Source organism: Actinorhabdospora filicis (assembly GCF_030269765.1).
Lineage (GTDB): Bacteria > Actinomycetota > Actinomycetes > Mycobacteriales > Micromonosporaceae > Actinorhabdospora > Actinorhabdospora filicis.
The window spans coordinates 794,776-818,506 of record NZ_BSTX01000002.1 but is presented as its reverse complement, the minus strand read 5'-3'; the positions used below and the strand labels follow the sequence as shown (position 1 = coordinate 818,506).

The 23,731-nt window shown below is 71.7% G+C and carries 18 protein-coding genes and 3 tRNA genes; 10 read left to right on the top strand and 11 right to left on the bottom strand.

What is annotated here, in order from left to right; all coding sequences use genetic code 11:
• Nucleotides 1-4: 4 nt before the first annotated feature.
• On the top strand, nt 5-1,528 hold the full coding sequence (locus QSK10_RS16595; RefSeq protein WP_285663727.1) for a carboxylesterase/lipase family protein: 1,524 nt from the start codon (nt 5-7) through the stop codon (nt 1,526-1,528).
• 94 nt (nt 1,529-1,622) lie between these two features.
• On the opposite strand, the gene QSK10_RS16590 is transcribed toward QSK10_RS16595, so the two are convergent.
• From QSK10_RS16590 to QSK10_RS16575, 4 genes are read right to left on the bottom strand one after another with little or no spacing between them, the layout of a single operon-like run.
• Nucleotides 1,623-2,663: a family 2 encapsulin nanocompartment cargo protein polyprenyl transferase gene (locus QSK10_RS16590; RefSeq protein ID WP_285663726.1), complete on the bottom strand. Its 1,041-nt coding sequence runs from the start codon at nt 2,661-2,663 to the stop codon at nt 1,623-1,625.
• Between the two features lie 25 nt (nt 2,664-2,688).
• Nucleotides 2,689-4,092: a family 2B encapsulin nanocompartment shell protein gene (locus QSK10_RS16585; RefSeq protein ID WP_285663725.1), complete on the bottom strand. Its 1,404-nt coding sequence runs from the start codon at nt 4,090-4,092 to the stop codon at nt 2,689-2,691.
• Complete coding sequence (locus QSK10_RS16580; protein ID WP_285663724.1) at nt 4,089-6,401, bottom strand: terpene synthase family protein; 2,313 nt, start codon at nt 6,399-6,401, stop codon at nt 4,089-4,091. The genes QSK10_RS16585 and QSK10_RS16580 overlap by 4 nt, the downstream gene beginning before the upstream one ends.
• A 5-nt stretch (nt 6,402-6,406) precedes the next feature.
• Entirely contained in the window at nt 6,407-7,825 is a 1,419-nt protein-coding gene (locus QSK10_RS16575; protein ID WP_285663723.1) for a family 2B encapsulin nanocompartment shell protein, read from the bottom strand.
• A 274-nt stretch (nt 7,826-8,099) separates the two neighbouring features.
• Here QSK10_RS16575 and QSK10_RS16570 point away from each other — a divergent pair, with 274 nt between their 5' ends.
• Nucleotides 8,100-8,462 (top strand): hypothetical protein, encoded by a 363-nt coding sequence (locus QSK10_RS16570; RefSeq protein ID WP_285663722.1) that lies wholly within the window; start codon nt 8,100-8,102, stop codon nt 8,460-8,462.
• Here the strand turns inward: QSK10_RS16570 and QSK10_RS16565 are convergent.
• Both QSK10_RS16565 and hrpB read right to left on the bottom strand, forming a co-directional pair.
• A complete protein-coding gene (locus tag QSK10_RS16565) occupies nt 8,459-8,983 on the bottom strand; it encodes a hypothetical protein (protein ID WP_285663721.1) in 525 nt (174 codons plus the stop codon). The genes QSK10_RS16570 and QSK10_RS16565 overlap by 4 nt on opposite strands.
• 46 nt (nt 8,984-9,029) lie before the next feature.
• Nucleotides 9,030-11,459 carry an ATP-dependent helicase HrpB gene (gene hrpB / locus QSK10_RS16560; protein ID WP_285663720.1) on the bottom strand — a complete coding sequence of 810 codons (2,430 nt, stop codon included), beginning with the start codon at nt 11,457-11,459 and terminating at the stop codon, nt 9,030-9,032.
• 151 nt (nt 11,460-11,610) lie between these two features.
• On the opposite strand from hrpB, the gene QSK10_RS16555 reads away from it, so the two are divergent.
• Entirely contained in the window at nt 11,611-14,190 is a 2,580-nt protein-coding gene (locus tag QSK10_RS16555) for a PEP/pyruvate-binding domain-containing protein (RefSeq protein ID WP_285663719.1), read from the top strand.
• Between the two features lie 24 nt (nt 14,191-14,214).
• Nucleotides 14,215-14,535, top strand: a complete 321-nt coding sequence (locus tag QSK10_RS16550; RefSeq protein WP_285663718.1) for a nuclear transport factor 2 family protein — start codon at nt 14,215-14,217, stop codon at nt 14,533-14,535.
• On the opposite strand, the gene QSK10_RS16545 is transcribed toward QSK10_RS16550, so the two are convergent.
• The gene (locus QSK10_RS16545; RefSeq protein ID WP_285663717.1) at nt 14,494-15,657 is read right to left on the bottom strand and encodes an MFS transporter; all 1,164 of its coding nucleotides are present in this window, start codon (nt 15,655-15,657) and stop codon (nt 14,494-14,496) included. The two genes, QSK10_RS16550 and QSK10_RS16545, sit on opposite strands and share 42 nt — an antisense overlap.
• Before the next feature lie 374 nt (nt 15,658-16,031).
• Here QSK10_RS16545 and QSK10_RS16540 point away from each other — a divergent pair, with 374 nt between their 5' ends.
• The gene (locus QSK10_RS16540) at nt 16,032-18,260 is read left to right on the top strand and encodes a proprotein convertase P-domain-containing protein (protein ID WP_285663716.1); all 2,229 of its coding nucleotides are present in this window, start codon (nt 16,032-16,034) and stop codon (nt 18,258-18,260) included.
• A 71-nt stretch (nt 18,261-18,331) separates the two neighbouring features.
• Here QSK10_RS16540 and QSK10_RS16535 read toward each other — a convergent pair whose 3' ends face one another.
• The gene (locus QSK10_RS16535; RefSeq protein ID WP_285663715.1) at nt 18,332-19,201 is read right to left on the bottom strand and encodes an alpha/beta fold hydrolase; all 870 of its coding nucleotides are present in this window, start codon (nt 19,199-19,201) and stop codon (nt 18,332-18,334) included.
• A gap of 196 nt (nt 19,202-19,397) precedes the next feature.
• Here QSK10_RS16535 and QSK10_RS16530 point away from each other — a divergent pair.
• From QSK10_RS16530 to QSK10_RS16520, 3 genes are all read left to right on the top strand, one after another.
• Nucleotides 19,398-19,470 (top strand) — tRNA-Gly (locus QSK10_RS16530).
• 55 nt (nt 19,471-19,525) lie between these two features.
• Nucleotides 19,526-19,597: transfer RNA gene (locus QSK10_RS16525), tRNA-Cys, on the top strand.
• Nucleotide 19,598: 1 nt separating this feature from the next.
• A tRNA-Val gene (locus tag QSK10_RS16520) sits at nt 19,599-19,673 on the top strand.
• A 145-nt stretch (nt 19,674-19,818) separates the two neighbouring features.
• Here QSK10_RS16520 and QSK10_RS16515 read toward each other — a convergent pair.
• The 3 genes from QSK10_RS16515 to QSK10_RS16505 all read right to left on the bottom strand — a co-directional run bounded on the left by QSK10_RS16515 (nt 19,819) and on the right by QSK10_RS16505 (nt 21,960).
• Entirely contained in the window at nt 19,819-20,511 is a 693-nt protein-coding gene (locus QSK10_RS16515) for a site-specific integrase (protein ID WP_285663714.1), read from the bottom strand.
• Complete coding sequence (locus QSK10_RS16510; protein WP_285663713.1) at nt 20,508-20,969, bottom strand: hypothetical protein; 462 nt, start codon at nt 20,967-20,969, stop codon at nt 20,508-20,510. Before QSK10_RS16510 ends, QSK10_RS16515 begins: the two co-directional genes overlap by 4 nt.
• Nucleotides 20,970-21,300: 331 nt before the next feature.
• Nucleotides 21,301-21,960: a hypothetical protein gene (locus QSK10_RS16505; RefSeq protein ID WP_285663712.1), complete on the bottom strand. Its 660-nt coding sequence runs from the start codon at nt 21,958-21,960 to the stop codon at nt 21,301-21,303.
• Nucleotides 21,961-22,623: 663 nt separating this feature from the next.
• Between QSK10_RS16505 and QSK10_RS16500 the strand changes: the two genes are divergently transcribed.
• The gene (locus tag QSK10_RS16500; protein WP_285663711.1) at nt 22,624-23,148 is read left to right on the top strand and encodes a hypothetical protein; all 525 of its coding nucleotides are present in this window, start codon (nt 22,624-22,626) and stop codon (nt 23,146-23,148) included.
• Between the two features lie 24 nt (nt 23,149-23,172).
• Entirely contained in the window at nt 23,173-23,730 is a 558-nt protein-coding gene (locus QSK10_RS16495; protein ID WP_285663710.1) for a hypothetical protein, read from the top strand.
• Nucleotide 23,731: the final 1 nt, after the last annotated feature.

Here is a 23,731-nt window from a genome sequence, read left to right as displayed (position 1 = left end):
GCGCGTGGCAGCGGCGCTCGCCGCACTCCTCCTGCTCCTCGGCTGCACCAAGAAGGGCGATGACATGACGATCGTGACGACCACTACCGGCGACCTGCGGGGTGTCGCGGACGGCGGAACCGTGCGCTGGCAGGGCATCCCGTACGCCGCTCCGCCGGTGGGCGAGCTGCGCTGGGCGCCGCCGGCGCCCGCGGCGAAGTGGGAGGGGGTGCGCGACGCCAGTGAGCCCGGCAGCCCGTGCCCGCAGCTTCCCGCGGCCTACGGTGGCGCGGGCAGCACGAACGAGGACTGCCTCTTCCTCAATGTCACCGCCCCGAAGGACGCCGAGGGCCTCCCGGTGGTCGTCTGGATCCACGGGGACGGCGCGATCGGCTCCGGTGACGTCTTCGACGGCCGGGCACTGGCCGCCAAGGGCGTCGTGGTGGTGACGATCAACTACCGCCTGGGCGTCTTCGGCGCCTTCGCCCATCCCGAGCTGCCCGACTCCGGGACGGTCGGGTTCCAGGACCAGCGGGCGGCGCTGCGCTGGGTGGGCGCCGAGATCGCCGGTTTCGGCGGTGATCCGCAGAACGTGACGCTGATGGGCGTGTCCTTCGGCGCGACGGCGATCGCGGGGCATCTGATGTCACCGGGGTCGCGGGGCCTGTTCCAGAAGGCGATCATGCACAGTGGATTCTCCACGATGGACGCTCCGGCGGGCGCGCTGTTCCCGCAGCTTCCGGCGCTGCCGAGGTTCGGGTGGAAGGAGGACGCCGAGATGCGCGCGATCGGCGCGTCGGTGGCCGCCGAGCTCGGCTGCGGCGACCTCGCCTGCCTGCGGCGCAAGTCGGTCCAGGACCTGCTGGCCTATCCGCAGGTGATGAACATCTTCCAGGGCTACATCCTCGGCAATGAGCAGCTGCCGGGCGACCCGATCGCCGGGCTGGGCGAGGTCGCCGGGATCCCGGTCCTGGCGGGGTCCACAAAGGACGAGCACCGGGCGTTCACCGCCATCCGGGCGATGTCGGGCGCGCCGATCACCGCCGCCGACTACGAGCCCGCGCTCAAAAACGCGTTCCCGGACCACTGGCGCGAGGTGGCCGGGGAGTACCCGCTGTCGGACTACGCCAATGCCGCGCTGGCGTTCTCGGCGGTCATGACCGACCGGATGTGGGCGCGCCAGACCGCCACCCAGAACGACCTGCTGGCCGAGCGCAATCCCCTGTGGTTCTTCGAGTTCGCCGATGAGAACCCGCCGGCCACGTTCCCGTTCCCCGAGGACCTGCCCGGCGGCGCCCACCACAACGCCGACATCGGGTACCTGTTCCCGACGCCGGAGTTCGCCGCGTCCATGTCGGACGGTCAGCGCGCGCTCTCCGACACGATGCTCACCCTGTGGGCGCGGTTCGCCCGTGACGGCGATCCCGGGGACGGCTGGGCGAACCACTCCCCCGGCGCGCCGGTGCGCTCCTTCGCGCCGGGCGCGATCGGCCCGGTCGACTTCGCGGGCGAGCACCGGCTGGCGTTCTGGGCGGGCATCACCGCATAGGGCCGGATGACAGGAAGAAGGGGCGGACCCCGATGTCCGCCCCTTCCGCCATTGGGGGCACGAGCGCGTTCGCCACCGCCTCGTGCCCGTGGAGCTAGTGGTCCCGCCGGGTCGCCAGCCGCGCCAGCCCGCGCAGCTCTCCGGCGGCGACGTCCCCAGGGGACGCCATCGCCAGCTCCGCCAGGGCCGCGGTGAGCAGTTCGTCGGCCTGGCCCTGGCTCCACGCCCGTCCACCGGCGATGTCGATCAGCTCGGCCGCCCGCGCCAGTTCGGCATCGGAGAGCGGATCGCCCCGGTGGTAGAGGGCCGCCAGTTCCTCACCGGCGGCGGTGCCGGAGGTGAGAGCGGAGACCACGGGCAGGGATTTCTTGCGGTTGTTGAGGTCGGAGTAGACGGGTTTGCCGGTGACCGACGGCTCGCCCCAGATGCCGAGGAGGTCGTCGACGTGCTGGAAGGCCAGGCCCAGCCGCGTCCCGAAGCCCTTCATGCGCGCGGCGCGCTCGGCGTCGGCGCCGCCGAAGGACGCACCGAGGGCGCAGGCGCAGCCCAGTAGCGCGCCGGTCTTGCCGTCGGCCATGGACACGCATTCCATGAGGGCCACGTCGGAGCGGTCCTCGAAGCCCATGTCGGAGGCCTGCCCGTCGACCAGGTCCAGCACCGCCGTGGACAGCATCCGCATCGCCGGGCGCGAAAAGGGGTGCCCGCAGGCGGCCAGGACGTCGAAGGCGAGCGTGACGAGCGCGTCCCCGGCCAGGATGGCCGGTCCCACGCCGTAGACGCTCCATGCGGTGGCGCGGTGGCGCCGGGTGGCGTCGCCGTCCATCACGTCGTCGTGCAGGAGCGAGAAGTTGTGCACGAGTTCCACGGCGACGGCGGCGGGTACCGCCACCGCGCTGGATCCGCCGACGGCCTCGGCCGCCAGCAGGACCAGGGCGGGGCGCATGGCCTTGCCGCCGTCACCGTGGTCGGGGGACCCGTCGGCGTCCCACCAGCCCAGGTGGTATCCGGCGATGCGCCGCATGGACGCCGGTAGCGTGTCGACGGCCGCGCGCAGCGCGGGCTCGACCTGGTCGCGGCTCCAGGCGAGCACTTCCCGCGCGGATCTTCCGCCGATGTTCACCGCACTGGTGGTCATAACGGGTCCCCTCCCTCTCGTGGCCTCAGCGGCCGATCTCGACGTGCTCCAGCACTCCCAGCGCGTCCGGTACCAGCACGGCCGCCGAGTGGTAGGCCGAGACCAGGTAGGACGCGATGGCCTTGTCGTCGATGCCGGTGAAGCGCACCGAGAGGCCGGGTTCGACCTCGTCGGGCAGCCCGGTCTGGGTGAGCCCGATGACGCCTTCGTCCTTGAGGCCCACGCGCATGGCCAGGATGGAGCTGGTGCCGGTGGCGCTGACCGGGATCTTGTCGCTGGGCAGCAGCGGGACGCCCCGCCACGCCTGGACGACCTTCCCGTCGAGCACGGTCGGCTCGGGGTAGATCCCGCGGGCGTTGCATTCGCGGCCGAAGGCGGCGATGGCGCGCGGGTGGGCGAGGAAGAACGCGGTCTTGCGGCGGCGGGCGAGCAGGTCGTCCATGTCGTCGGGGGTCGGGGGCCCGGAGTGGGTGTGGATGCGCTGTTTGAGGTCGGCGTTGTGGAGGAGACCGAAGTCGGGGCTGTTGATCAGCTCGTGTTCCTGGGCCTCGCGCAGGGCCTGGATGGTGAGCCGCAGCTGCTGCTCGGTCTGGTTCATCGGCTTGTTGTAGAGGTCGGCCACGCGGGTGTGGATGCGCAGCATGGTCTGGGCGACCGAGAGCTGGTACTCGCGTGGTGTGAGGTCGTAGTCGACGAAGGTGCTGGGCAGGTCGAACTCGCCGTCGTGGCCCGCGGCCAGGTCGATGGAGGCCTCGCCGTGCTTGGAGACCGAGGGGCCGCCGGCGGCGCGGACGGCCTCCAGGTGGGCGCGCAGCAGTGGGCTGCGCTCGACGAGGGCGGCGAAGTCGGCGCGGGTCAGCGACAGGACGGTGACGGGTGTGCGGGCCTTGAGGGTCGATTCCCAGATGGCGCCGTCGTCGGCGCCGCCGCCCAGGAGGAGGGCGTTGCCGAAGAACTCGCCGGATCCGCTGGTGCCGAGCACGACCTGGTCGCCGAACTCGCCGGTGCCGGTCTCCTGGACCTTGCCGTGGGCGATGAGGTGGACCTGGTCGACGGGGTTGCCGAACTCGGCGATGACCTGGCCGGGCTCGTACTCGCGCTGGGTGAAGCGCCCGGCGAGCGCGGCCAGCGTGGCCTCGTCGTCGAAGTCGCGCAGGGCGGCCAGTTCGCGCAGTTCGGCGGGGATGACGGCGATCTCGGCGCCGGTGGTGGTGAAGCTGACGCGGCCGTCGCCGAGGGTGTAGGTGAGGCGCCGGTTGACGCGGTAGGTGCCACCGTCGACCTGTTCCCAGGGGAGCATCTTGAGCAGCCACCGGGGTGAGATGCCCTGCATCTGGGGTGTGGACTTGGTGGTGCTGGACAGGTTCCGGGCCGCGCGTGTGCTCAGGCTGAGCTGCTGGGCCTCGTGCTCGGTCGGTGTGATGGTCACAGGAGGCTCCCGGTGGTCGTGGTGTCATGGGTGCGGACGGCGGGCCGGGCACCGGTGGTGCCGAGGCCGCGTGGTCCGGCCGGGAACCGCGTGGGCGGTCCCGGTTCGTGCGGTGCGGTGGGCCGGGTGAAGGCCCGGAGCGCTGAGGTGCCCAGGCCGCGGCGGCCGCCGAAGAAGGGCCGCAGCTCCTCCACGCGGTAGCGGCTGGTCTCGGCGTGCCAGAGTTTGATGCCGGCCATCCAGTCCTTGAGTTCGCCCACATAGGACGTGAGTGCCGCGCGGGTGGCGGCGTCGAGTCCTTCGACGTCGAAGAGGACGGGCAGCTCGTCGGCGACCATGCGCTGGAACTGGCCGAGGCGGGCGTTCATGAGGTCGACGGCCACGGCGAGGGCGTGCTCGCGGTCGCTGTCGAAGAAGTTCTGCACGACGAGGACGAAGTTGTGGACCTCGCCCTCGTACTCGATCTCCTTCTGGAAGGAGTAGATGTCGTTGAGGATGCAGGCCCAGTCGGCGGCGGAGTCCTCGATGCCGCGGATGGTGCCGGTGGCGAACAGCTCCGGCGGGACGTCGGGGCAGTTGCCGAGTTTGGCCAGTTCCATGGTCAGCGGTGAGCCGAAGGTGCGGCGGCGGGTCTCCAGGTAGTCCACCGGGTCGGGGATGCGGTGCTGCTGGGCGTTGGCGACCTCCCAGGCCCAGGAGTCGAGCATGTCGGCGACGGCGAAGTGGAATCGCCCGCGCGCCGTGGTGTTCATGGACGCGGTGGTGCGCGTCCACAGGTCGGCCAGCCCGTTCTCCAGCGGGTGGATCGGGTGCGGGGTGGGTCCGGGCTTACGGGGTGTGAACTCCAGGAGCCGGGCGACCATGGCCTTGGCGGCGGCCAGTCCGCCGGGGGCGTTGTTGAAGACCGCCGGGAAGTAGTCGTCGCCGTAGGTGCCCCAGGTCAGCCACTGTGCCGAGATGGTCAGCTCGGCGGCGGTGGCGTCGGGGTCGAGTCCGGCCGAGCAGAGGGCGAAGTCGAAGCCCTCGTTGTCGCGGCGTGACCACAGTGGACGCCCGCCGCCCTCGGGCAGCGGGTCGTAGAAGCCCATCCGCCCGGCCCATTCGACGCTGTCGCGGCGGGCGACGTCGACGTGCGGGTTGACGGTGACGGGGAAGGGCAGCGGGAAGCCGGGTCGCGGCAGCGGCCCGGTCTTCTGGTAGGGGACGTGGGTGAAGGAGCGGGCGCCGTCGGTGAGTCCCTTGAGGAGCCCGCGCAGGGCGGATGTCCCGATCCCGGTGGGCCCGCCCAGGACGGTGTCCTTGGGCCCGCCGCCGTTCATGTACCGGTTGGAGCGCATGTGCCATTCCTGCCCGCCGGACTGCCAGTCCTGCAGGCCCTTGGCGTAGGCGAGGACCTGCGCCTGCTCCCCGGGGGCGAGCCCGGTCTCGGCGAACAGGACGGGCAGCTCGGTGAGCACGGTGTTCTCGAACTGGTGCAGGCGTGAGGTGAGGACGTCGTTGATGAGGTCGGCGGCCTCCTGCGGGCGGATCCCGAAGAACCGCTCGACGACCAGGACGCCGTTGTTGACCTCGCCCTCGCTCTCGGTCTCGCGCTGGTAGGAGAAGATGTCGTTGCGCAGGTGCACGCCGTCGGAGAAGGTGTCCTTGAGGACCCGCAGCGGGCGGCTGCGGGCCACCGCGGCGGGCACCTCGACGCCCAGGGAGTACTCGACGATGTCGGCCGACCAGGGCGCGCCGCCGACCTTGCGGCGCATCTCGATGTAGTCGATGGGGTTGGGGATGCGGCCGCTGTTGATGTTGGCCAGCTCCCATACGCAGTCCAGGAGCAGGTTGCGGGTGCTCTCGGTGAAGCGCTCGCGCCAGCCGGCGGACATGTGCGGGACGGTGCGCCGCCACAGGTCGGCCAGGCCCCGCTCGTCGGGGTTGGCCGGCTCGGGCATGTCGCCGGGGTCGGCGGGCATGAAGGTGGCCAGCCGGTCGAGGTAGGCGCGTGCTCCGGCGAGGTCGCCGGTGCGTTTGAAGGCGTCCAGGAAGTGGTCGTCGAAGTAGAAGACCCAGGTGTACCAGTCGGTGACGACGTCGAGGGTGCCGGCCGGGGCGTCGGGGTGGGTGTAGGCGCACAGGCCCGCATAGTCCATCCCCTGGAATTCCGCCTCGGTCCACACGACCTCGCCGTCCTTGACCGGCCCGAGCATGCCCATCTCGTAGGCCCACGCCAGGGTGTGGGCCCGCGCGGCCTCCACGTTCGGGTTGAGCCGCGCGGGATACGGCATGTAGAAGTCGGGGAGCGTGAACGGCTGCGCGGCCACTCGATCTAGCCTTCCCGCCCGATCTCGACGTTGTCCAGGACACCGAGGGCGTCGGGGACCAGGACGGCCGCCGAGTAGTAGGCGCTGACGAGGTAGGAGATGACGGCCTTTTCGTTGATGCCCATGAAGCGGACGTTGAGGCCGGGCTCGTACTCGTCGGGCAGGCCGGTCTGGTGCAGGCCGATGACGCCCTGGGCGTCCTGGCCGGTGCGCATCAGCAGGATCGAGCTGGTGCGGGTGGCCGAGACGCCGATCTTGTTGCACGGGTAGATGGGGATGCCGCGCCAGGCGGGCAGGCGGTGGCCGCCGATGTCGACGCTGGACGGGTAGAGGCCGCGCTTGCTGCACTCGCGGCCGAAGGCGGCGATGGCGCGCGGGTGGGCGAGGAAGAACCCGGGGTCCTTCCACACGGTCGACAGCAGCTCGTCGAGGTCGTCGGGGGTGGGCGGGCCGCTGCGGGTGTGGATGCGCTGCTTGAGGTCGGCGTTGTGGAGGAGACCGAACTCGCGGTTGTTGATCAGCTCGTGCTCCTGCGCCTCGCGCAGGGCCTCGATGGTCAGCCGCAGCTGCTGCTCGATCTGGTCCATCGGCTTGTTGTAGAGGTCGGCGACGCGGCTGTGGACGCGCAGGACGGTCTGCGCCACGCTCAGCTCGTACTCGCGGGGCTCCAGCTCGTAGTCGACGAAGGTGCCGGGCAGGTCGTGTTCGCCCTCGTGTCCGGCCGACAGGGAGATCTCGGCCTCGCCGTGGTCGTTCTGGGGACGCCCGGCCCCGGCCAGTACCTGGGCGATGTGGGCGCGCAGGGACTCCGAGTGCCCGTTCATCTCCCGCAGGGCCTGCGAGCGCAGCGCCAGGACGGTGACGGGGGTGACGGCCTTGACGGTGTAGTCCCAGGCCCCGGCGTCCTCGCCGGACAGGACCTGCTCGCCGAAGTAGGCGCCGTCGGCGAGGGTGCCCAGGACGGTCTCGTCGCCGTACTCGCCGGCGCCGATCTTGTTGACCTTGCCGTGCGCGATCAGGTAGACCTCGTCGGCGGGACGCCCGGCCTCGGCGATGACGTCGCCGGGCTGGTACTCGCGCTGCTCGAAGCGCGAGGCGAGCGCGGAGAGGACCGAGTGGTCGGTGTAGCCGCGCAGCAGCGGCAGTTCGCACAGTTCCTCGGGGATGACGCGGACGTCGGCGCCGACGTTGGTGAAGGTCACCCGCCCGTCGCCGACGGCGTAGCTGAGGCGGCGGTTGACGCGGTAGGCGCCGCCGTCGGCCTGCACCCACGGCAGCAGTTTCAGCAGCCAGCGGGAGGTGATGCCCTGCATCTGGGGAACGGACTTGGTGGTGGTGGCGAGGTTGCGGGCGGCTGCGGTGCTCAGGCTCAGCTGGGCGCGTTCGACTTCGATCGTCACGCCCTGGTCGGCCAGCTCGGTCACGATGCGATCCCCTCTTGATGGAACGGTGGTGGTCCCCCCGTCACGGAAACGCGGCCCTCCATGACTATCGGCGAGCATGAGATTCCGTGGCGTGAAAGGTAACGTGAAGATACGGACCCAAGGTAAATGACGCGCCGTATGTGTCAATGTCACGACAACAGTTCGGAAATCGTTCACCCGCACGGGCGATTACGCCTTGACCACCTGGGCGTCCATAGTGGAAGGTCGGTGGTCCGCATACCCCGCCCTGAATCGCCGTGCGAGGCTTCCGGGCATGTCCGCGTCCTCACCCGCCCCCAAGGGCGTCCCGCCGGTCCGGTTCCTCCTGGAGCTGGTCGCCTGGACGGCCGCGCCCTGGTCCCTGGCGTCCCATTCGATCCCGCTGGCGGTCGCCTCGGTGCTGGTCCTCATCGGCCTGCCGACGGTCTTCGCCACGCCCGGGGACAAGAAGCAGGTGATCGTCGCCGTTCCCGGCGTGGTGACGATCGGCCTGGTGGCGCTGCACATCGCCGTGGCGGCGGTGGCGTCGTGGGTGGCGTGGCCACTGTGGACGGCGATCGCGGTGTGGGCGCTGTGCGCGGCGGCGGTGGTCACCGAGCTGCCGCGCTGGCGGTGGCTGCTGAGCGCGCGGCGCTAGTCGCGGGCCTTGATGGCGGCGAGCCGCACCGCCCATTCGCGTTCGGCCACGGCGAGGGCGGCGGCGAGGGTTTCGGCGAGCGCGATCCGGCTCACCGAGGCCACGGTCGGCTCGTCGCGGGCGGGTGTGCCCCAGGCGGGGCCGCCGCCGTCGCGGACGCGGCAGGCCAGGTGGACGCGGTCGCCGTCGGGGAACGCGAAGGCGGTCACCTCCTCGGTGCATTCGCCCCACTCCAGGAACGCACACCGTACGAGATCGGCGCGCCCGGTGGCGTCGTCGTAGGCGGCGTGCTCGGCGAGGCCGAAGGCCTCCCGCGGTGAGGTGAATCCCGCCACGGGCTCGGCGGGGGCGCCGAAGCGGGCGGCCTCCTCGGTGAGGCACCTGACCAGCAGCGGCGGGTAGAACGCGTTGTCCCATGTGTTGACGTGGAGCCCGCCGATGAAGATGTCGGCGCACAGCAGCCCGGGATCGCGTTCGATGTGGAAGTCCAGGCCGAACCCGGTGCGCGTCCCGATCAGCATGATCGTCCTCCCGGTGCCCGGTGATCGGCCCATCCTCGCAGGCGGGCTAGGTCCCGCGCGGTTTGGCCCGCCTCGTCGGCTCGGCGTTCGCGGGGTCCTCCGGCCATGGGTGGCGCGGGTAGCGTCCGCGCAGCTGGGCGCGGACCTGCCGGTAGCCCTCGCCCCAGAAGGAGGCCAGGTCGCCGGTGACGGCGGCGGGCCGCCCGGCCGGTGACAGCAGGTGCAGGACGACGGGGACGCGCCCGCCGGCCACGCGGGGTGTGGCGGTCCAGCCGAAGACCTCCTGGACCTTGACCGCCAGCACCGGCGCGCCGGGGTCGGTGTAGTCCAGGCGGATCCGCGATCCGGTGGGGACCTCGATGCGCTCGGGCGCCAGCTCCTCGAAGCGCCCGGCCTCCGGCCACGGCGGCAGCCGCCGCAGGGCCTGGCCGGGGCGGACGGCGGCCAGGTCGCCGCGGCGGCGGGCGCGGGCGAGCTCGGGTCCCAGCCATTCAGCCGCGCGGGCCAGGAGTGCCGCGTCGGAGACGTCCGGCCACGGCTCGCCGAGGACGGCGTGGAGGAAGGCGAGGCGGTCGCGGACGCCGCGCGAGTCGGCGTCCCAGCCCAGCAGGCCCAGGCCCTCCTTGGCGAGTCCCTCGGCGAGGGCGGCGGCGACCAGCGCCGGATCGGGGTTCCGCAGGGGTTTCTCGCTCAGCACGATGGCGCCCAGGCGGGTGGTCTCGCGGGCGGTCACGTCGCCGTCCCAGGTGACGGCGCTGGTGGTGACGGGTGGCCCGTGGGCCTCGCGGGCGGTGGCCTCGTCGATGACGGCGGCGAGGCGGACACGGGCGTTGCGGTGGCCGGGCTGGCGGGCGGCGTCGGCTACGGCCAGCCATGCGGCGCCGGTCAGGGCGGTGCCGGGGGCGAGTTCGGCGGCGGTGCCGCCGGTCATGAGGTAGGCGCCGCCGCGGGCGCGGGCGATGCGCTCGGGGTAGGCCAGGCCGGTGACGAGCCCGGCGGCGAGGTCGTCGGACAGCGGGCCGCGCGGGTGGTCGCTGACGGCGGCGCGCAGGCGGCGGGACTCGGCGCGCCAGGCGGGGTCGGTGCGCACCGATCGCCACAGGGCCGCCAGGTCGTCGCTGCCGCGGTGGTCGCCGGACAGGACGGCGACGATCCCGGCGGCGCGCTCACCGCCGACGTGTGGCGCGCCGTCGAGGAGGGCGCGGGCAAGGCGCGGGTGGGCCCCGACGGCGGCGATGGCGCGCCCGCGCGGGGTGACGCGGTCGCCGTCGACGGCGCCGAGGGCGCTCAGGACGCCGGTGGCCACGTCGAGGGCGGCCGCCGGTGGCGGGTCGGGGAGGGCGAGTCCGGCGCCGGTGGGCTCGCCCCAGCAGGCGAGTTCGAGGGCGAAGGCGGTGAGGTCGGCGACGGCGATCTCGGGTTCGGGGAACGCGGCGAGGCGCTCGCCTTCGTCCCAGCAGCGGTAGGCGGTGCCGGGTCCCTCGCGTCCGGCGCGTCCGGCGCGCTGGTCGGCCGCGGCCTGGGAGACGCGGACGGTGGCCAGGGAACCCAGGCCGCGTGCGTGGTCGACGCGGGGGACGCGGGCGAGGCCCGCGTCGACGACGACGGAGACGCCGGGGACGGTGAGGCTGCTCTCGGCGACGGCGCTGGCCAGGACGACGCGGCGGGCGGAGGGCCGTAGCGCCTCGTCCTGATCACTGCGCCCGCCGTGCAGGATCGCGGCGGGGATGCCGGGGAGGCGGCGGCGGACGGCCTCGATCTCGCCGGCGCCGGGCAGGAACACCAGGATGGAGCCGGTCTCCTCGTCCCAGGCGTCGCGCACGACGGTGGCGACGTGGTCGAGGAAGCGGGGGTCGACGCGCAGTCCGTGGGGTGCGTCCAGGACGCGGCCGGGCGGGCGCCACTTGAGGGTGAGCGGGTGCGGGGCGACGTGTGCGGTGACGATGGGCGCGCCGCCGAGGACGGTGGCCAGGCGCTCGGCCTGGGCGGTGGCCGAGGTGGCCAGCAGCCGCAGCTCGGGGCGCAGGTTGGCGCGGACGTCGGCGGTGAAGGCGATGGCCAGGTCGGTGTCGAGGTGGCGCTCGTGGCACTCGTCGATGACGACGGCGGCCACGCCGGGCAGCTCAGGGTCGCGCTGGAGCATGCGGACCAGGACGCCGGTGGTGACGACCTCGACGCGGGTGCGCGGGCCGGCGCGGGTCTCGCCGCGGTGGCGGTATCCGACGAGGTCGCCGACGGGCGTGCCGGTCAGGTGGGCCATGCGGCGGGCGGCGGCGCGGACGGCGACCCGGCGCGGCTCGGCGACGATGACGCGCCCGTCGAGGCGGTCGGCCAGCCAGAGCGGGACGAGGGTGGTCTTGCCGGACCCGGGTGGGGCGACCAGGACCGCCGCGCCGTCGCCGTCGAGGGCCTCGGCGAGGGCGGGGAGCGCGTCGCGGACGGGCAGGTCGCCGGTGAGCGCGGGGTCGGGGGTCATGTGGATCAGTGTCGCCCACCGGCCGCGGGCGGTCTCGGCGTGTCCGGGCCATGACCGCGGTCACATTCACGCGCGCCCATGGCTCCGGGCCCGGAATTCATCTAACGTGGAACTCAACAGGTGATGAATTCCATCCATCCCCGGAGGGGCCATGCCCGATCCGCTCGTCCTCCCCTTCACCGGCATCGAGCCCGGCCTGCACCGCCTCGTCGGCGGCAAGGCGGCCAACCTCGGCGTCCTCACCCGCGCCGGGCTGCCCGTCCCGCCCGGCGTCTGCGTCACCACCGCCGCCTACACCCTCGTCGTCGGCGACCGCCTCGACGCCCTCCTCGCCGAGCACCCCGACGACCTGGCCGCGCGGGCCCGCGCGATCGTGGCCGCAGCTCCCGTCCCCGGCGACATCGCCGAGGCGATCCGGGCCACCGCCGACGGGCCCGTGGCCGTGCGCTCCTCGGCCACCGCCGAGGACCTGCCCACCGCCAGCTTCGCCGGGCAGCAGGACACCTACCTCAACGTCATCGGGCCCGAGGCCGTGCTGGACGCCGTCCGCCGCTGCTGGGCGTCACTGTGGACCGACCGGGCCGTGGCCTACCGCGAGGCCAATGACGTCGGCCACCACTCGGTGCGCCTGGCCGTGGTCGTCCAGCGCATGGTCGAGTCCCGCGTCGCCGGAGTCATGTTCACCGCCGACCCCGTCACCGGCCGCCGCGGCCAGATCGTCATCGACGCCGCGCCCGGCCTGGGCGAGTCGGTGGTCTCCGGCGCGGTCAACCCCGACCACTTCGTCATCTCCCCCGGCGGGCGGATCATCGAGCGCCGCCTGGGCGACAAGGCCACCGTGATCCGCTCGCTGCCCGGCGGCGGCACCGAGACGGTCGCCTCCGCTACGGACGGTGCCTGCCTGGACGACGCCGAGATCGCCGCGCTGGCCGCCCTCGGCCGCGCCACCGAGGACCACTACGGCTCCCCGCAGGACACCGAGTGGGCGATCGACGGCGACGGGACGCCGTGGCTGACGCAGGCGCGCCCGATCACCACGCTCTACCCGCTGCCGGACAACATGCGTCCCGGCACGCGCGCGTTCCTCAACGTCAATGTCGCCCAGGGCGTCCTGCGGCCCTTCACGCCGATGGGCGTGGCGGCGATGCGCGTGGTCACCGCCGGAGCCGCGCGCCTGTTCGGTTTCAGCTTCCCGCGACGCGGGGGCGCACCGGCCTTCGGGGTGTCGGCCGGGCGCATCATGGCCGACGCGACGGCGGCGCTGCGCAACCCCATCGGGCGGCGGATCCTGCCGCGCATGCTCGACGTCATGGAGGCCCGCTCGGCCGCCGCCTTCCGCGTGGTCCTGGCCGATCCCGCCTTCGCCGTCATCGGCGGCTCGGGACGCCGCACCGCCGCCCGCGTCGCCCGCGCGGCCCTGCGCACCGGCGTCCCCTGGCGCGTCCTGGGCGCCATCGCCCGCCCCGCCAGGGCCCGCGAGCGCGCCCACGCCGACCACCGCGCGCTGCTCCAGCGGCTCCCCGCGCCCGCCGGATCGAGCCCGCAAGAGCGGCTCGCGCACGCCGAGGCCGCCCTGTCGGGGATGTTCGCCGGCGTCGTCCCGCACGTGATCCCGGCCGCCGGGGCCGGGTTCGCCATGTTCGGCCTGGCCGCCAAGCTCCTCGGCGGGCGCGCCCGTCCCGGTGAGCTGCCGGTCGTCCTGCGCGCCCTCCCCCACAACATCACCACCGAAATGGACCTGGAGCTGTGGCGGGTGGCCGCGAGCCTGCGCCAGGACGCCGCCTCGGCCGCCTGGCTCACCGGCCGGAACGGCCCGATGCCGCCCGCGCTGGCGACGGCCCTGGCGGGCTTCCTCGCCGTCTACGGGGACCGCGCGATCGCCGAGATCGACCTCGGGATGCCGCGCTGGTCCGACGATCCGGCGCACATCCTCGGTGTCCTGGCCAACTACCTGCGCCTGGACGCCGGCGCCCACTCCCCCGACGCCGTCTTCGCCCGCGGCGAGCGGGAGGCCACGGCGATGATCACCGAGCTGTCGGGACGCTGCGGGCCGGTCCGGGGACGCCTGGTGCGCTTCGCGCTGGGCCGCACCCGGGAGCTGGCGGGGCTGCGGGAGTACCCGAAGTTCTGGTTCGTGACGGTGCTGGCCGCCGCGCGCCGGGAGATCGCCGCGATCGGCGCCGGCCTCGCCGCCCAGGGCCGCATCGACGCCCCCGGCGACGTGTTCTTCCTCGACCCCGGCCTGCTGGAGTCCGATGTGGACCTGCGGGCGGTGGTCGCCGAGCGGCGCGAGGACTACGCCCGTGAGCTGCGGCGGCGTCGCCTGCCGCGCGTCCTGCTGTCCGACGGGACCGAGCCGGAACCGCCGCACGAGCCCGCGCCCGACGGTTCGCTGGCCGGGACACCCGCCTCGGCGGGTGTGGTGACCGGCCGGGCCCGCGTCGTCCTCGACCCCGTCGGCGCCCATCTGGAGCCCGGGGAGATCCTGGTGGCGCCCTCCACCGATCCGGGCTGGACACCGCTGTTCCTGACCGCCGGGGCCCTCGTCATGGAGATGGGCGGCGCCAACAGCCACGGGGCGGTGGTGGCCCGCGAGTACGGGATCCCGGCCGTCGTCGGCGTCCGCGACGCCACCGAGTCGATCACCACCGGCCAGGTGCTGACCGTCGACGGCGGCGCGGGCACGGTCGTGATCGCCGAGACCGCCCCCGAGGCGGGCGCGCGGGCCTAGACTCCCGCTCGGGGGTGGATGCAGATGATCCCGATCGACGAGCTCACCGATCCGGCCGTGCGGGCCTTCGTCCAGGCGGTCAACGCCGGGGACCGGGCGGCCTTCCGGGACGCGCTGACGACGGACGCGACGATGTCCGACGACGGCACCGACCGCAACCTGTCGGCCTGGGCCGACCGGGAGATCTTCGGCGCCAACGGGCACATGACCGTCGACGAGCAGAGCGGCGACGGCCTGGCGCTCCAGGCGCGCTACCGCAACGACGCCTGGGGCGAGATGGACACCACGTGGCGCTTCACGGTCTCAGACGGCCGCGTGAGCCGCTTCGACACCGGGCAGGCCTGAGCGGCCCGGACGCAGCACCGGCGGCGCGGCCAGGGCGATGAGCACCGCCAGCGCCGCCGGGAGCAGCAGCGCCACCGGCAGCGTCGCCGCCTCGGCGAGCCCGCCGATGAGCGCCGGTCCGGCCAGTCCGCCGCCGTAGCCGATCGCCGAGACCCTCGGCAGCCCGCCCTCGTCCCCGGCCGCGCTGGCCACCACCGGCCACACCATCGCCACACCGGCACCGGCCACGGCCCAGCCGATCAGCGCGGCGGGCGTCCCGAGAGCCGGTGAGGCCAGCACCAGGGTGAGGCCGCCGATGGCGGTGGCCCCGGCGGCGCGGACGGTGCGCGCGGCCCCGAGCCGGGCGCGCAGGGCGTCCCCGGCGAAGCGCACGCCCGTCATCGCCACGCAGAAGACCGTGTAGGCCAGCGACGCCGCCGCGGGGGACGCGCCCAGCACCGTGGCGGCGTGCACCCCGGCCCAGTCGGCCGCCGCGCCCTCCACCACGAACGCCGAGGCCCCGATCACCCCCAGCACCACCAGCCGCACGCCGCGCCCGGTACCGGCGGTGACCGGCGGTGGCGCGACCGCCGAGGCCCGCCCGCCACCCGGCCCCGCGACGGCGATGTACAGCGCGGCCAGCAGCAGCCCGCCCGCGACGAGGACGGCCCGCGCGCCCGCGCCCAGGTGGAAGGCGATCGTGACCGCACCGGCCCCGGCGACCGAGCCGAGCGTCCACAGTCCCTGCATCCGGCCCATCAGCGGGCGGCCGGTGGCGCGCTCGGTCTCCACCGCGCGCAGCCCCAGGACGACGTTCATCGCCCCCGACATCGCCCCCAGCACCACCGCCGCGGCCAGCAGCGAGAGGTGGTCCCAGGCCAGCGCGGGCCCGGCCATCGCCACGGCCGCCGCCGGTGCGGCGGTGCGCACGGTGCGGCAGGAACCCCAGCGGGCGGCGGCGCGTCCGGCCAGGGGGACGGTGGCGATCGCGGCCAGGCTCATGGCGAGCAGGACGGTGCCCAGGCGCCCGGGCCCGAGGCCGAGGCGGGCGTCGGTGGCGGCGAGGGTGGCGCCCCACAGCGCGAACAGGGTCCCGGTCAGGAAGAAGTACACGGCCAGAACGCGGCGGGGCAGGGACACCATGGCTCCTCAAGATCGGCGGACGGTCTCATGAACACCGCCGCGCCCACTCCGGTTGCGCCACCGGCAGAACCCCTCCTATGACCCTTGACGACCGGGTCTTCTTAGGCCAATCTGCCTACACCGGGGTAACGCTTCCCCGTTCCGGTCTCCCACCGGAGTCGGCACGCCCGTTTTCGGAGAGGGGTTTCGATGTCCCGGAACACCTCTTCGCGCACGCCGGGACCGCACTCCCTCTCCGTGTCGTCCGTCCTCCGCTTAGGGAGCCCGGCGGTACCCGCGCCGATCGGCCGGTACCGCGTCCTCGCCACACCATCCGGCACCCCCACTGGCGTTCCACCCCTGCCCGAGGGGTGCCCACAGGGAGGAATCCGACCATGAACCGCACCACGCGATTACTGGCCCGCCTGGCCTTACTCGGCACGGCCACGGCGGCCATCGCCGCGTTCGCCACACCCGCCCTCGCCACCGAGCCCACCGGCGACATCCGCTACGCGGGAGCCTCCGACGCCGTCGCGAACTCCTACGTCGTCGTCCTCAAGGACGGCATGGGCGTCACCGCCACCAACGTCACGGCCACCGCCGCCGACCTCTCGTCGCGCTACGGCGGCACGGTGGGCTTCACCTACTCCGCCGCCCTGCGCGGCTTCTCGGTGACCATGCCGGAGCAGGCCGCCTCCCGGCTCGCGGCCAACCCGATGGTCAAGTACGTCGAGCAGAACCGCACCGTCCACCTCACCGGCACCCAGTCCCCGACACCGTCCTGGGGCCTGGACCGCATCGACCAGCGGGCGCTGCCGCTGAACAACTCCTACACGTACCCCAACACCGGCTCGGGTGTGAAGGCGTACATCGTGGACACCGGCGTCCGTTTCACCCACACCGACTTCGGCGGGCGCGCCATCTCCGGGCGCGACACCATCGACAACGACAATGACGCCACCGACTGCCACGGTCACGGCACGCACGTGGCCGGCACCGTCGGCGGCACCACCTACGGTGTGGCCAAGACCGTCACCATCGTCGGCGTCCGCGTCCTCAACTGCTCCGGCTCCGGGACCAACGCCCAGGTCATCGCCGGCATCGACTGGGTCACCTCCGACCACCAGGCCGGGGCGCCCGCCGTGGCGAACATGAGCCTCGGCGGCTCCTTCGACCAGGGCACCAACGACGCGGTCACCGCCGCCATCGCCGACGGCGTCTCCTTCGCCGTGGCCGCCGGCAACGACTACTCCGCCGACGCCTGCGGGAAGTCCCCGGCCAGCACGCCCAACGCCATCACCGTCGGCGCCACCGACAGCAACGACGCCAAGTCCGACTTCTCCAACATCGGCACCTGCCTGGACATCTTCGCGCCCGGCCGCGACATCACCTCCGCGTGGGGCAGCGGCGACACCGCGACCAACACCATCTCCGGCACCTCGATGGCGACCCCGCACGTGACCGGCGCCGCCGCCCTCGTGCTGACCGCCAACCCCGGCTACACCCCCCAGCAGGTCCGCGACAAGCTGGTCAACGACGCCACCAACGGCGTCGTCGGCGGCGCCGGCACCGGCTCGCCGAACAAGCTCCTCTACGTCGGCAACATCCAGCCGCCGACGCAGGACTTCTCCATCGCCGTCAGCCCGGGCTCCGGCACCGTCAACCCCGGCTCCTCGGCCACCGCGACGGTCTCGACGACGACCACGGTCGGCGCCGCCCAGCAGGTCACCCTCTCGGCGAGCGGACTCCCGTCCGGCGCGACGGCGTCCTTCAGCCCCGCCACGGTCACCTCCGGCGGCTCGTCCTCGATGACGATCGCCACGACCGCGGCCACCGCCCCCGGCACCTACAACCTCACCATCACCGGTACCGGCACGGTCACCACCCAGTCGACGTCCTACACCCTCACCGTCAACGGCCCGCCCGGATGCACCCAGACCAACGGGACCGACCTCACGATCCCCGACAACACCACCGTCGAGAGCTCCATCGTGATCTCCGGCTGCACCGGCAACGCCTCGGCGACCTCCACGGTCGAGGTCCACATCGTCCACACCTACATCGGCGACCTCGTCGTCACCCTCGTCGCCCCCGACGGCAGCACCTACGTGCTGCACAACCGCGCGGGCGGCTCGGCGGACAACATCGACCAGACCTACACCGTCAACCTGTCCGCCGAGGTCGCCAACGGCACCTGGAAGCTGCGCGTCCAGGACGCCGCCTCCGCCGACACCGGCTACCTGAACTCGTGGACCCTCGCCCTCGGTGGCGGCGGCACGCCCTCCTGCGGCGGCACCAACGGCACCGACGTGGCCATCCCCGACAACACCACCGTCGAGAGCTCCATCGTGGTCACCGGCTGCGCCGGCAACGCCTCGGCCTCCTCGACCGTCGAGGTCCACATCGTCCACACCTACATCGGCGACCTCGTCGTCACCCTCGTCGCCCCCGACGGCAGCACCTACGTGCTCCACAACCGCGCCGGAGGCTCGGCGGACAACATCAACCAGACCTACACGGTCAACCTGTCCAGCGAGCTCAAGAACGGGACGTGGAAGCTGCGCGTCCAGGACGCCGCGGCGGCCGACACCGGCCGCATCGACACCTGGACCCTGACCCTCTAGACCCCCAGCACACAAGAAGGGCGCGGACCGTGTGGTCCGCGCCCTTCTCATGCCTCACCCCAGCAAACTGCTCACCCTCGAAGATCAGCGCAGAACGAGGCGATCGCCCGCTCCACGACCACCGGCCGCTCCCACGGCAGGAAGTGCCCCGCGCCCGGCACGAGGAACGGCCCCACGACCTCCGGGTACGCCGTCCCGCAGCGCTCGGCGAAGTCCGGCGCGAGTGAGCCGTCCGCGTCCCCGGCCATCACGAACACCGGCTGCCGCACCACCCGCTCCCCCACGCCCGGCCCTGAGGACTCCCGCGCCCCCGAGGCCGCCTGGAACGCCCCGAACAGCCCCGCGAGGCGATCGGCGTCGGCGTACTCCCCGCAGAACCCCTCGACGTCCTCGGGCCCGAAGGCGCCCTCCGGGCACCACCCACGCTCCCCGCCCAGGAACCCCGACACGAACCCCACCCGCCCGGCACCGTCCCCGAGCCGGTGCAGCAGCGCGGCCGAATGCCGCCCCATCTCCCCGAAGACCTCCGGCTCCCCGCCGTCCCCACCCGGCCAGTGGTTCATCAGCACCAGGCGGTCGACCCGCGCCCCGTGCCGGTTGGCGAGGTCCACCGCCACCCGCGCCCCGAGCCCGAACGCGGCCACCACGACCCGCCGCCACCCCAGCCCGTCGCACAACCCCGCCACATCCCCCGACATGGCCGCCACGTCATAGAACCCACCCGCGGCAGGGCGGCTCTCCCCGTACCCGCGCAGGTCCGGCGCGACGACCTCGAACCCCGCCCGCGCCAAGCCCGCCGCGCACCGAGCCCACACCCCGGCCCCCACCGGAAACCCGTGCAGCAGCACCAGCGGCACCCCACCGCCGACCCCCACCCGCCGCACCCCGAGCACCTGCCCACCAGCGACATCGACCCGCTCGGCCACACCCCACTCACCCATACCGCCATCCTCCCAGCCCCACCCCGCCCACACCCCCACTTCCCGCCTCACAACGGACCCACCACCCCAAACCCGCCACTCCGCCCCACGACACCCCATGGCACCCCATGGCACCCCCGATTTGCGGCCCCCACCCCCGTCGGCTAAAGTTCTCTTCGTTGCAACCGACCGGGAAATCGGTCAAAGAGCAGCAAATGCGGACGTAGCGCAGTTGGTAGCGCATCACCTTGCCAAGGTGAGGGTCGCGAGTTCGAGTCTCGTCGTCCGCTCTGAACCGACCTCGGTCGGTGGCACTAAACCGGTCCCACCGCGCGGACCACCTCTGGCGCGATGGCCGAGTGGCTTAGGCAAGGGCCTGCAAAGCCCTGTACGCGGGTTCGATTCCCGCTCGCGCCTCGGACGATTAGCTCAGCGGGAGAGCACTTCCCTGACACGGAAGGGGTCACTGGTTCAATCCCAGTATCGTCCACCAAGAAGTCCCCAGGTCACCTGACCTGGGGACTTTTGCGTGCCCGTCCACTATGGAATCGCGTGGAGCCAAACTGGAGCAGCGGTGCCCCACCTCCAAAATGCGCCGAAAGTGGTCACGCCCGAAGTGCTCCACGTTCCACCGGTCTTCACGCGACCTTCCGGTGCGGGGCGGTGGCGGTCTGCCAGTGTGCTTCCGGGCGGGTTCGGGCCTGTTCTCGCATGAGGGGCGTGACGTGTGAGTAGACCCCGCTGACACCCCTCATGCGGTATCCCATGCGGTCGTGTTCGAGGACCTCGGGGAGGTCGAGTTCGTCGAGGATGGTCTTGTGCAGGTGACGTGACCCGTGGAAGGTCGCCGCCTGCGCGATGGGCCCCCGGTCACGGTCGGTGTCCCCATCGAAGACCGGCCGCCAGATCCTGCGGGAGAAGTTCGACCGCCGCCACCACTCACCTTCCGGTGAGATGAACAGCTGATCGCAGGAGTGGGCGGCGATGACCTGCTGGAGGATCCCGGCAAGGAAGCCGGGCAGATCGATGCGGCGAGCGGCGGCCTCGGACTTCGGCGGCCCCAGCCACAGTTTCCCTCCTACTTCGTGCAGGGCCCCGTGGTCGGGATCGACCTCCAGATACGGCTCGTCTCCGCCCAGGTGGCAGTGGCGGCGATCCAGCCCGCAGATCTCCCCCCACCGCATCCCGGTATAGGCCCCGGTCACCGCCTGCGCCCACAGGCCATACCCCCACTCCTCCGCCAGGCGCTCGGCCCCGGCCAGGAGTTGCTGGATGCTCAGCACCGGCCGCCGGATGGGCCTCTTGCCGATGTGGGTGCTGCCCAGCCTCATGCCCACCAGTGGGTTGTGGTCCAGCAGGCCCTCGTCGGCAGCACGGTCACGAAGCTGCCAACGCTGGAGCGCACGTGACGGCCGCACAGGCCCGTCGCCCACTCCTTGACCCGCAGGCGCTTGATCTCCTCCAGCGGCACCTCGGCGAAGACGGGAAGGATCTTCCCGTCCAGGAACTGATCGACCTTCTCGCGGGTGGCCGGGGCCATGGCATGCACCTCTCGCCATTTCGCCGCCCACTCGCCCAGGGTGAGACCGGGAGGCTGCCCCTCGGCCAGGATGTCGGGGCCGACCGCGACGGGTGTGGTGGCGTGCCTGCGCTGATCGGACTCCAAGTCCAAAGCCGCATCGTTGGCGGCAGGCTTCCCGAAGTACCTCTCCGGCAGCGTCCGCACCACCCCGGCCTGGTCTCGATACCGAACCCTCCAGAAGGCGCCGCGCTTCTCTGTCCAGGCCATCTAGTGGCCTCCTCGTCGTCGTGCTGGATTACCGACGACCACGACCACGACCGCTCGTCTCCGACGAAGGTGCAAGTCCACACACCGCCACTTCACCGCCCACCCCCCGCAATTGATGCGCAACTCTTCATTGGTGGTGATTATATGCGTGGGGCCTGTGCCGACGGCCTATCTACCTGGCTGCCGAAAGGGGCAACGCTGAGGGTGACCCATCGGGCAGGTGACAGGAGTATTAGGACCATCAACTTTACCGGTGGGGACTGACACGAAATAGGCCGCCCCGGCAGGTAGGCCCTGTCGGGGCGTTTCCCTAATATGGCAGCTTGCTCGGTCATCCGAGGAGGCCGGCTTTCACCGAGTTGAGGTCGGGAATGTCATCCAAGTAGGAAAGTAGCGTAGGATCGGTACTCCCGATCTGGATGTCCGCGTAGCCCGGCTTGCCACCGAAGGGGGCGGAGTCTTCTTGCGTCGGCCCCATGTTAGCGACAAGTCCTTCACCCATGAAGATGCGATGTCCTGGACTAGGCCACCGCCAGCCGCCGAATGCGACCTCCGTCATTGGGGTCAGAAGCTGTGGCAGAAGGTCCTCAGGCACCTCATAGCAGTACCTCCGTGATGTGGCGTTGTAGCCCGCCTCGAACAGTGCATTATGCACCAGAAATTCGGGGAGGCTCTCGGCGCACTTCTCCCATCCCTCATAGAGCGTTCCTTCGTAGACGTCGAGGGGGCTATCCGGAGCGAACGCCCACTCTGCGTCTCCTGGGTCGTCCATGAAGACGGCCTTTCCGTCTTGGAGTGTGATCGATTCAGGTGGGAGCATTCGCTTGACGGTCATCAGAGGCTTCGCCCATTGAGACGAGAGCTCATGCCATTCCCTCAAGGGCTCAGGTAGCCAGGCAAGATCGTTTGACAGGTGGCTTGATGGAGCTTCAGGAGATCCATACCAATCCTGGAGCAATCCGGGCAATTTGATGCTCTTCGGATCAATCATGATCCGATCATGTCACGGGCAGCGGAGGGGGTCTCCAGGCCCTAGAGATCGCATCGGTTGGTGCGACAGGGATGCGGCCCCTCCTGCAGCCAGCAGCGACCTGTCCCGCTGGGCTGCGTCAGTGCCTCAACCTGGCCTGACCCCCAGCGAGATCAAGCTCCGAGCAGAACAGGCCGGTCAACCGCTCTGGACCATCCTCAAGCGACCTGAAGGGTCTCAGTTGACCTGCGGGTCCAGCGTCTGCGCAGGTCAAGGCACCTTGCGGGCAACCCTGACACGGAAGGGGTCACTGGTTCAATCCCAGTATCGTCCACCAGCAAATCCCCAGGTCACCTGACCTGGGGATTTTTGCTTGCCCGTCGGATATAGGCGGTGTCGGGAGCGCCTCCGCTCTCCGGTGAGCCGGTAGTGGTCGCGTTCCAAGCAGTGGCCGGAAGCGGCCGGCTCCATGCCAGGTCGCCGGGGACCACATCGCCCAGGTGCTCCTCGCGGCCGCCGCGGTGGTCATGGTGAAGGCGCTGGCGGGGCGTCGGGTCCGGCGGCGTCTCGATGATCGTTTTCGGCCGCATTTCCACGTCCTCACCCATGGGCGCCATTAGCGGTGTTGCGGAGGATTCGTACAGTGGGCGAAGGCAGGATCGCTTCCCCGCGAAGGAGCCCGCCATGGGCGAGATCATCGATCGGGTCGGCCAGATGGTCGTCCGTGCCACATCCCCGGACAACCGCATCATGGCGCTGTTCAAAGGCGGCCACACGCTGGAGATCCGTTTCCGTCCGGGTGTGTACGACCAGTACGCGCGCGCCGAACTCGAACACCAGCTCTCGCAGCTGGGTCCATTGGTGTGGACGGGATACCGGCGCGGCCTGAGCAAGATCATCACGGATGTGGCCGGCGCGTCGGGTAAGTCCACAAGCGATGATGAGTACCCCGAGCGCCGCAGATACAAGCGGGCGCGGGCCGAACTCGTCGCCTCGGCGATGTCACCGCGCAAATGTGTGCGCGCCGAGGCGGTCGGGCTGCTGCGCTGGGACGTACACGTCAAGGACGGCACCCAGCAGCACCTGTCGGAGGCCGAGTTCTGCGGCGAGATCACCAGCCTCGTCGACCTGGTCATCAACGATCACAACAGCAAGATCAACGCCCTGCAACGGGAGCACCTGGGTCTGCGCCCGCCGGAAACGGCATAGAACCCACGTCTAGAGGAGCCAGGCATGACCGACAAGGAAAACCTGCTCGGAATGGAGCTGGGACAGCTGTGGTTGTGCGCCCACGTCTTGATTCCCGAGGCCGCCCGGCAGTACGTGACGATGGCGAACAAGGCCACCGCGACACAGGCGCACGAGAGCGCCTTCAACGACACGCTCTACAACGGCACCTATTCGGCGAACGGCGCTCTGTTCAGGGCGTGGACGGAGTTGCGTGACGAGTTCCAGGACGTCATGACCCTGTCGGCGGAGAACCTCTACGAGGTCTGCGATGTGCTCGACAAGGTGCGGGAGTCCTTCGGTCACGTCGACGGGATGAACGCGCAGAACGTCAAGGCGGCCGCCGACGCCACGATCGACGGATACACGCAGGTGCCCGAGCAACCCGGTCAGGACCTCGACGGTGACGGGAAGACGGGCGAACACGGCGGCGACTTCCGCGACCGCACGGTCGTGGACCCCGGCAGCCGTCCGCACGCCGACGACAGTGTCCGGGATCCCCTGAAGGGCAACCCGAACTACGACACCGGCGGTAAGAACTACTACGGAACACCGGGCGGCTGAC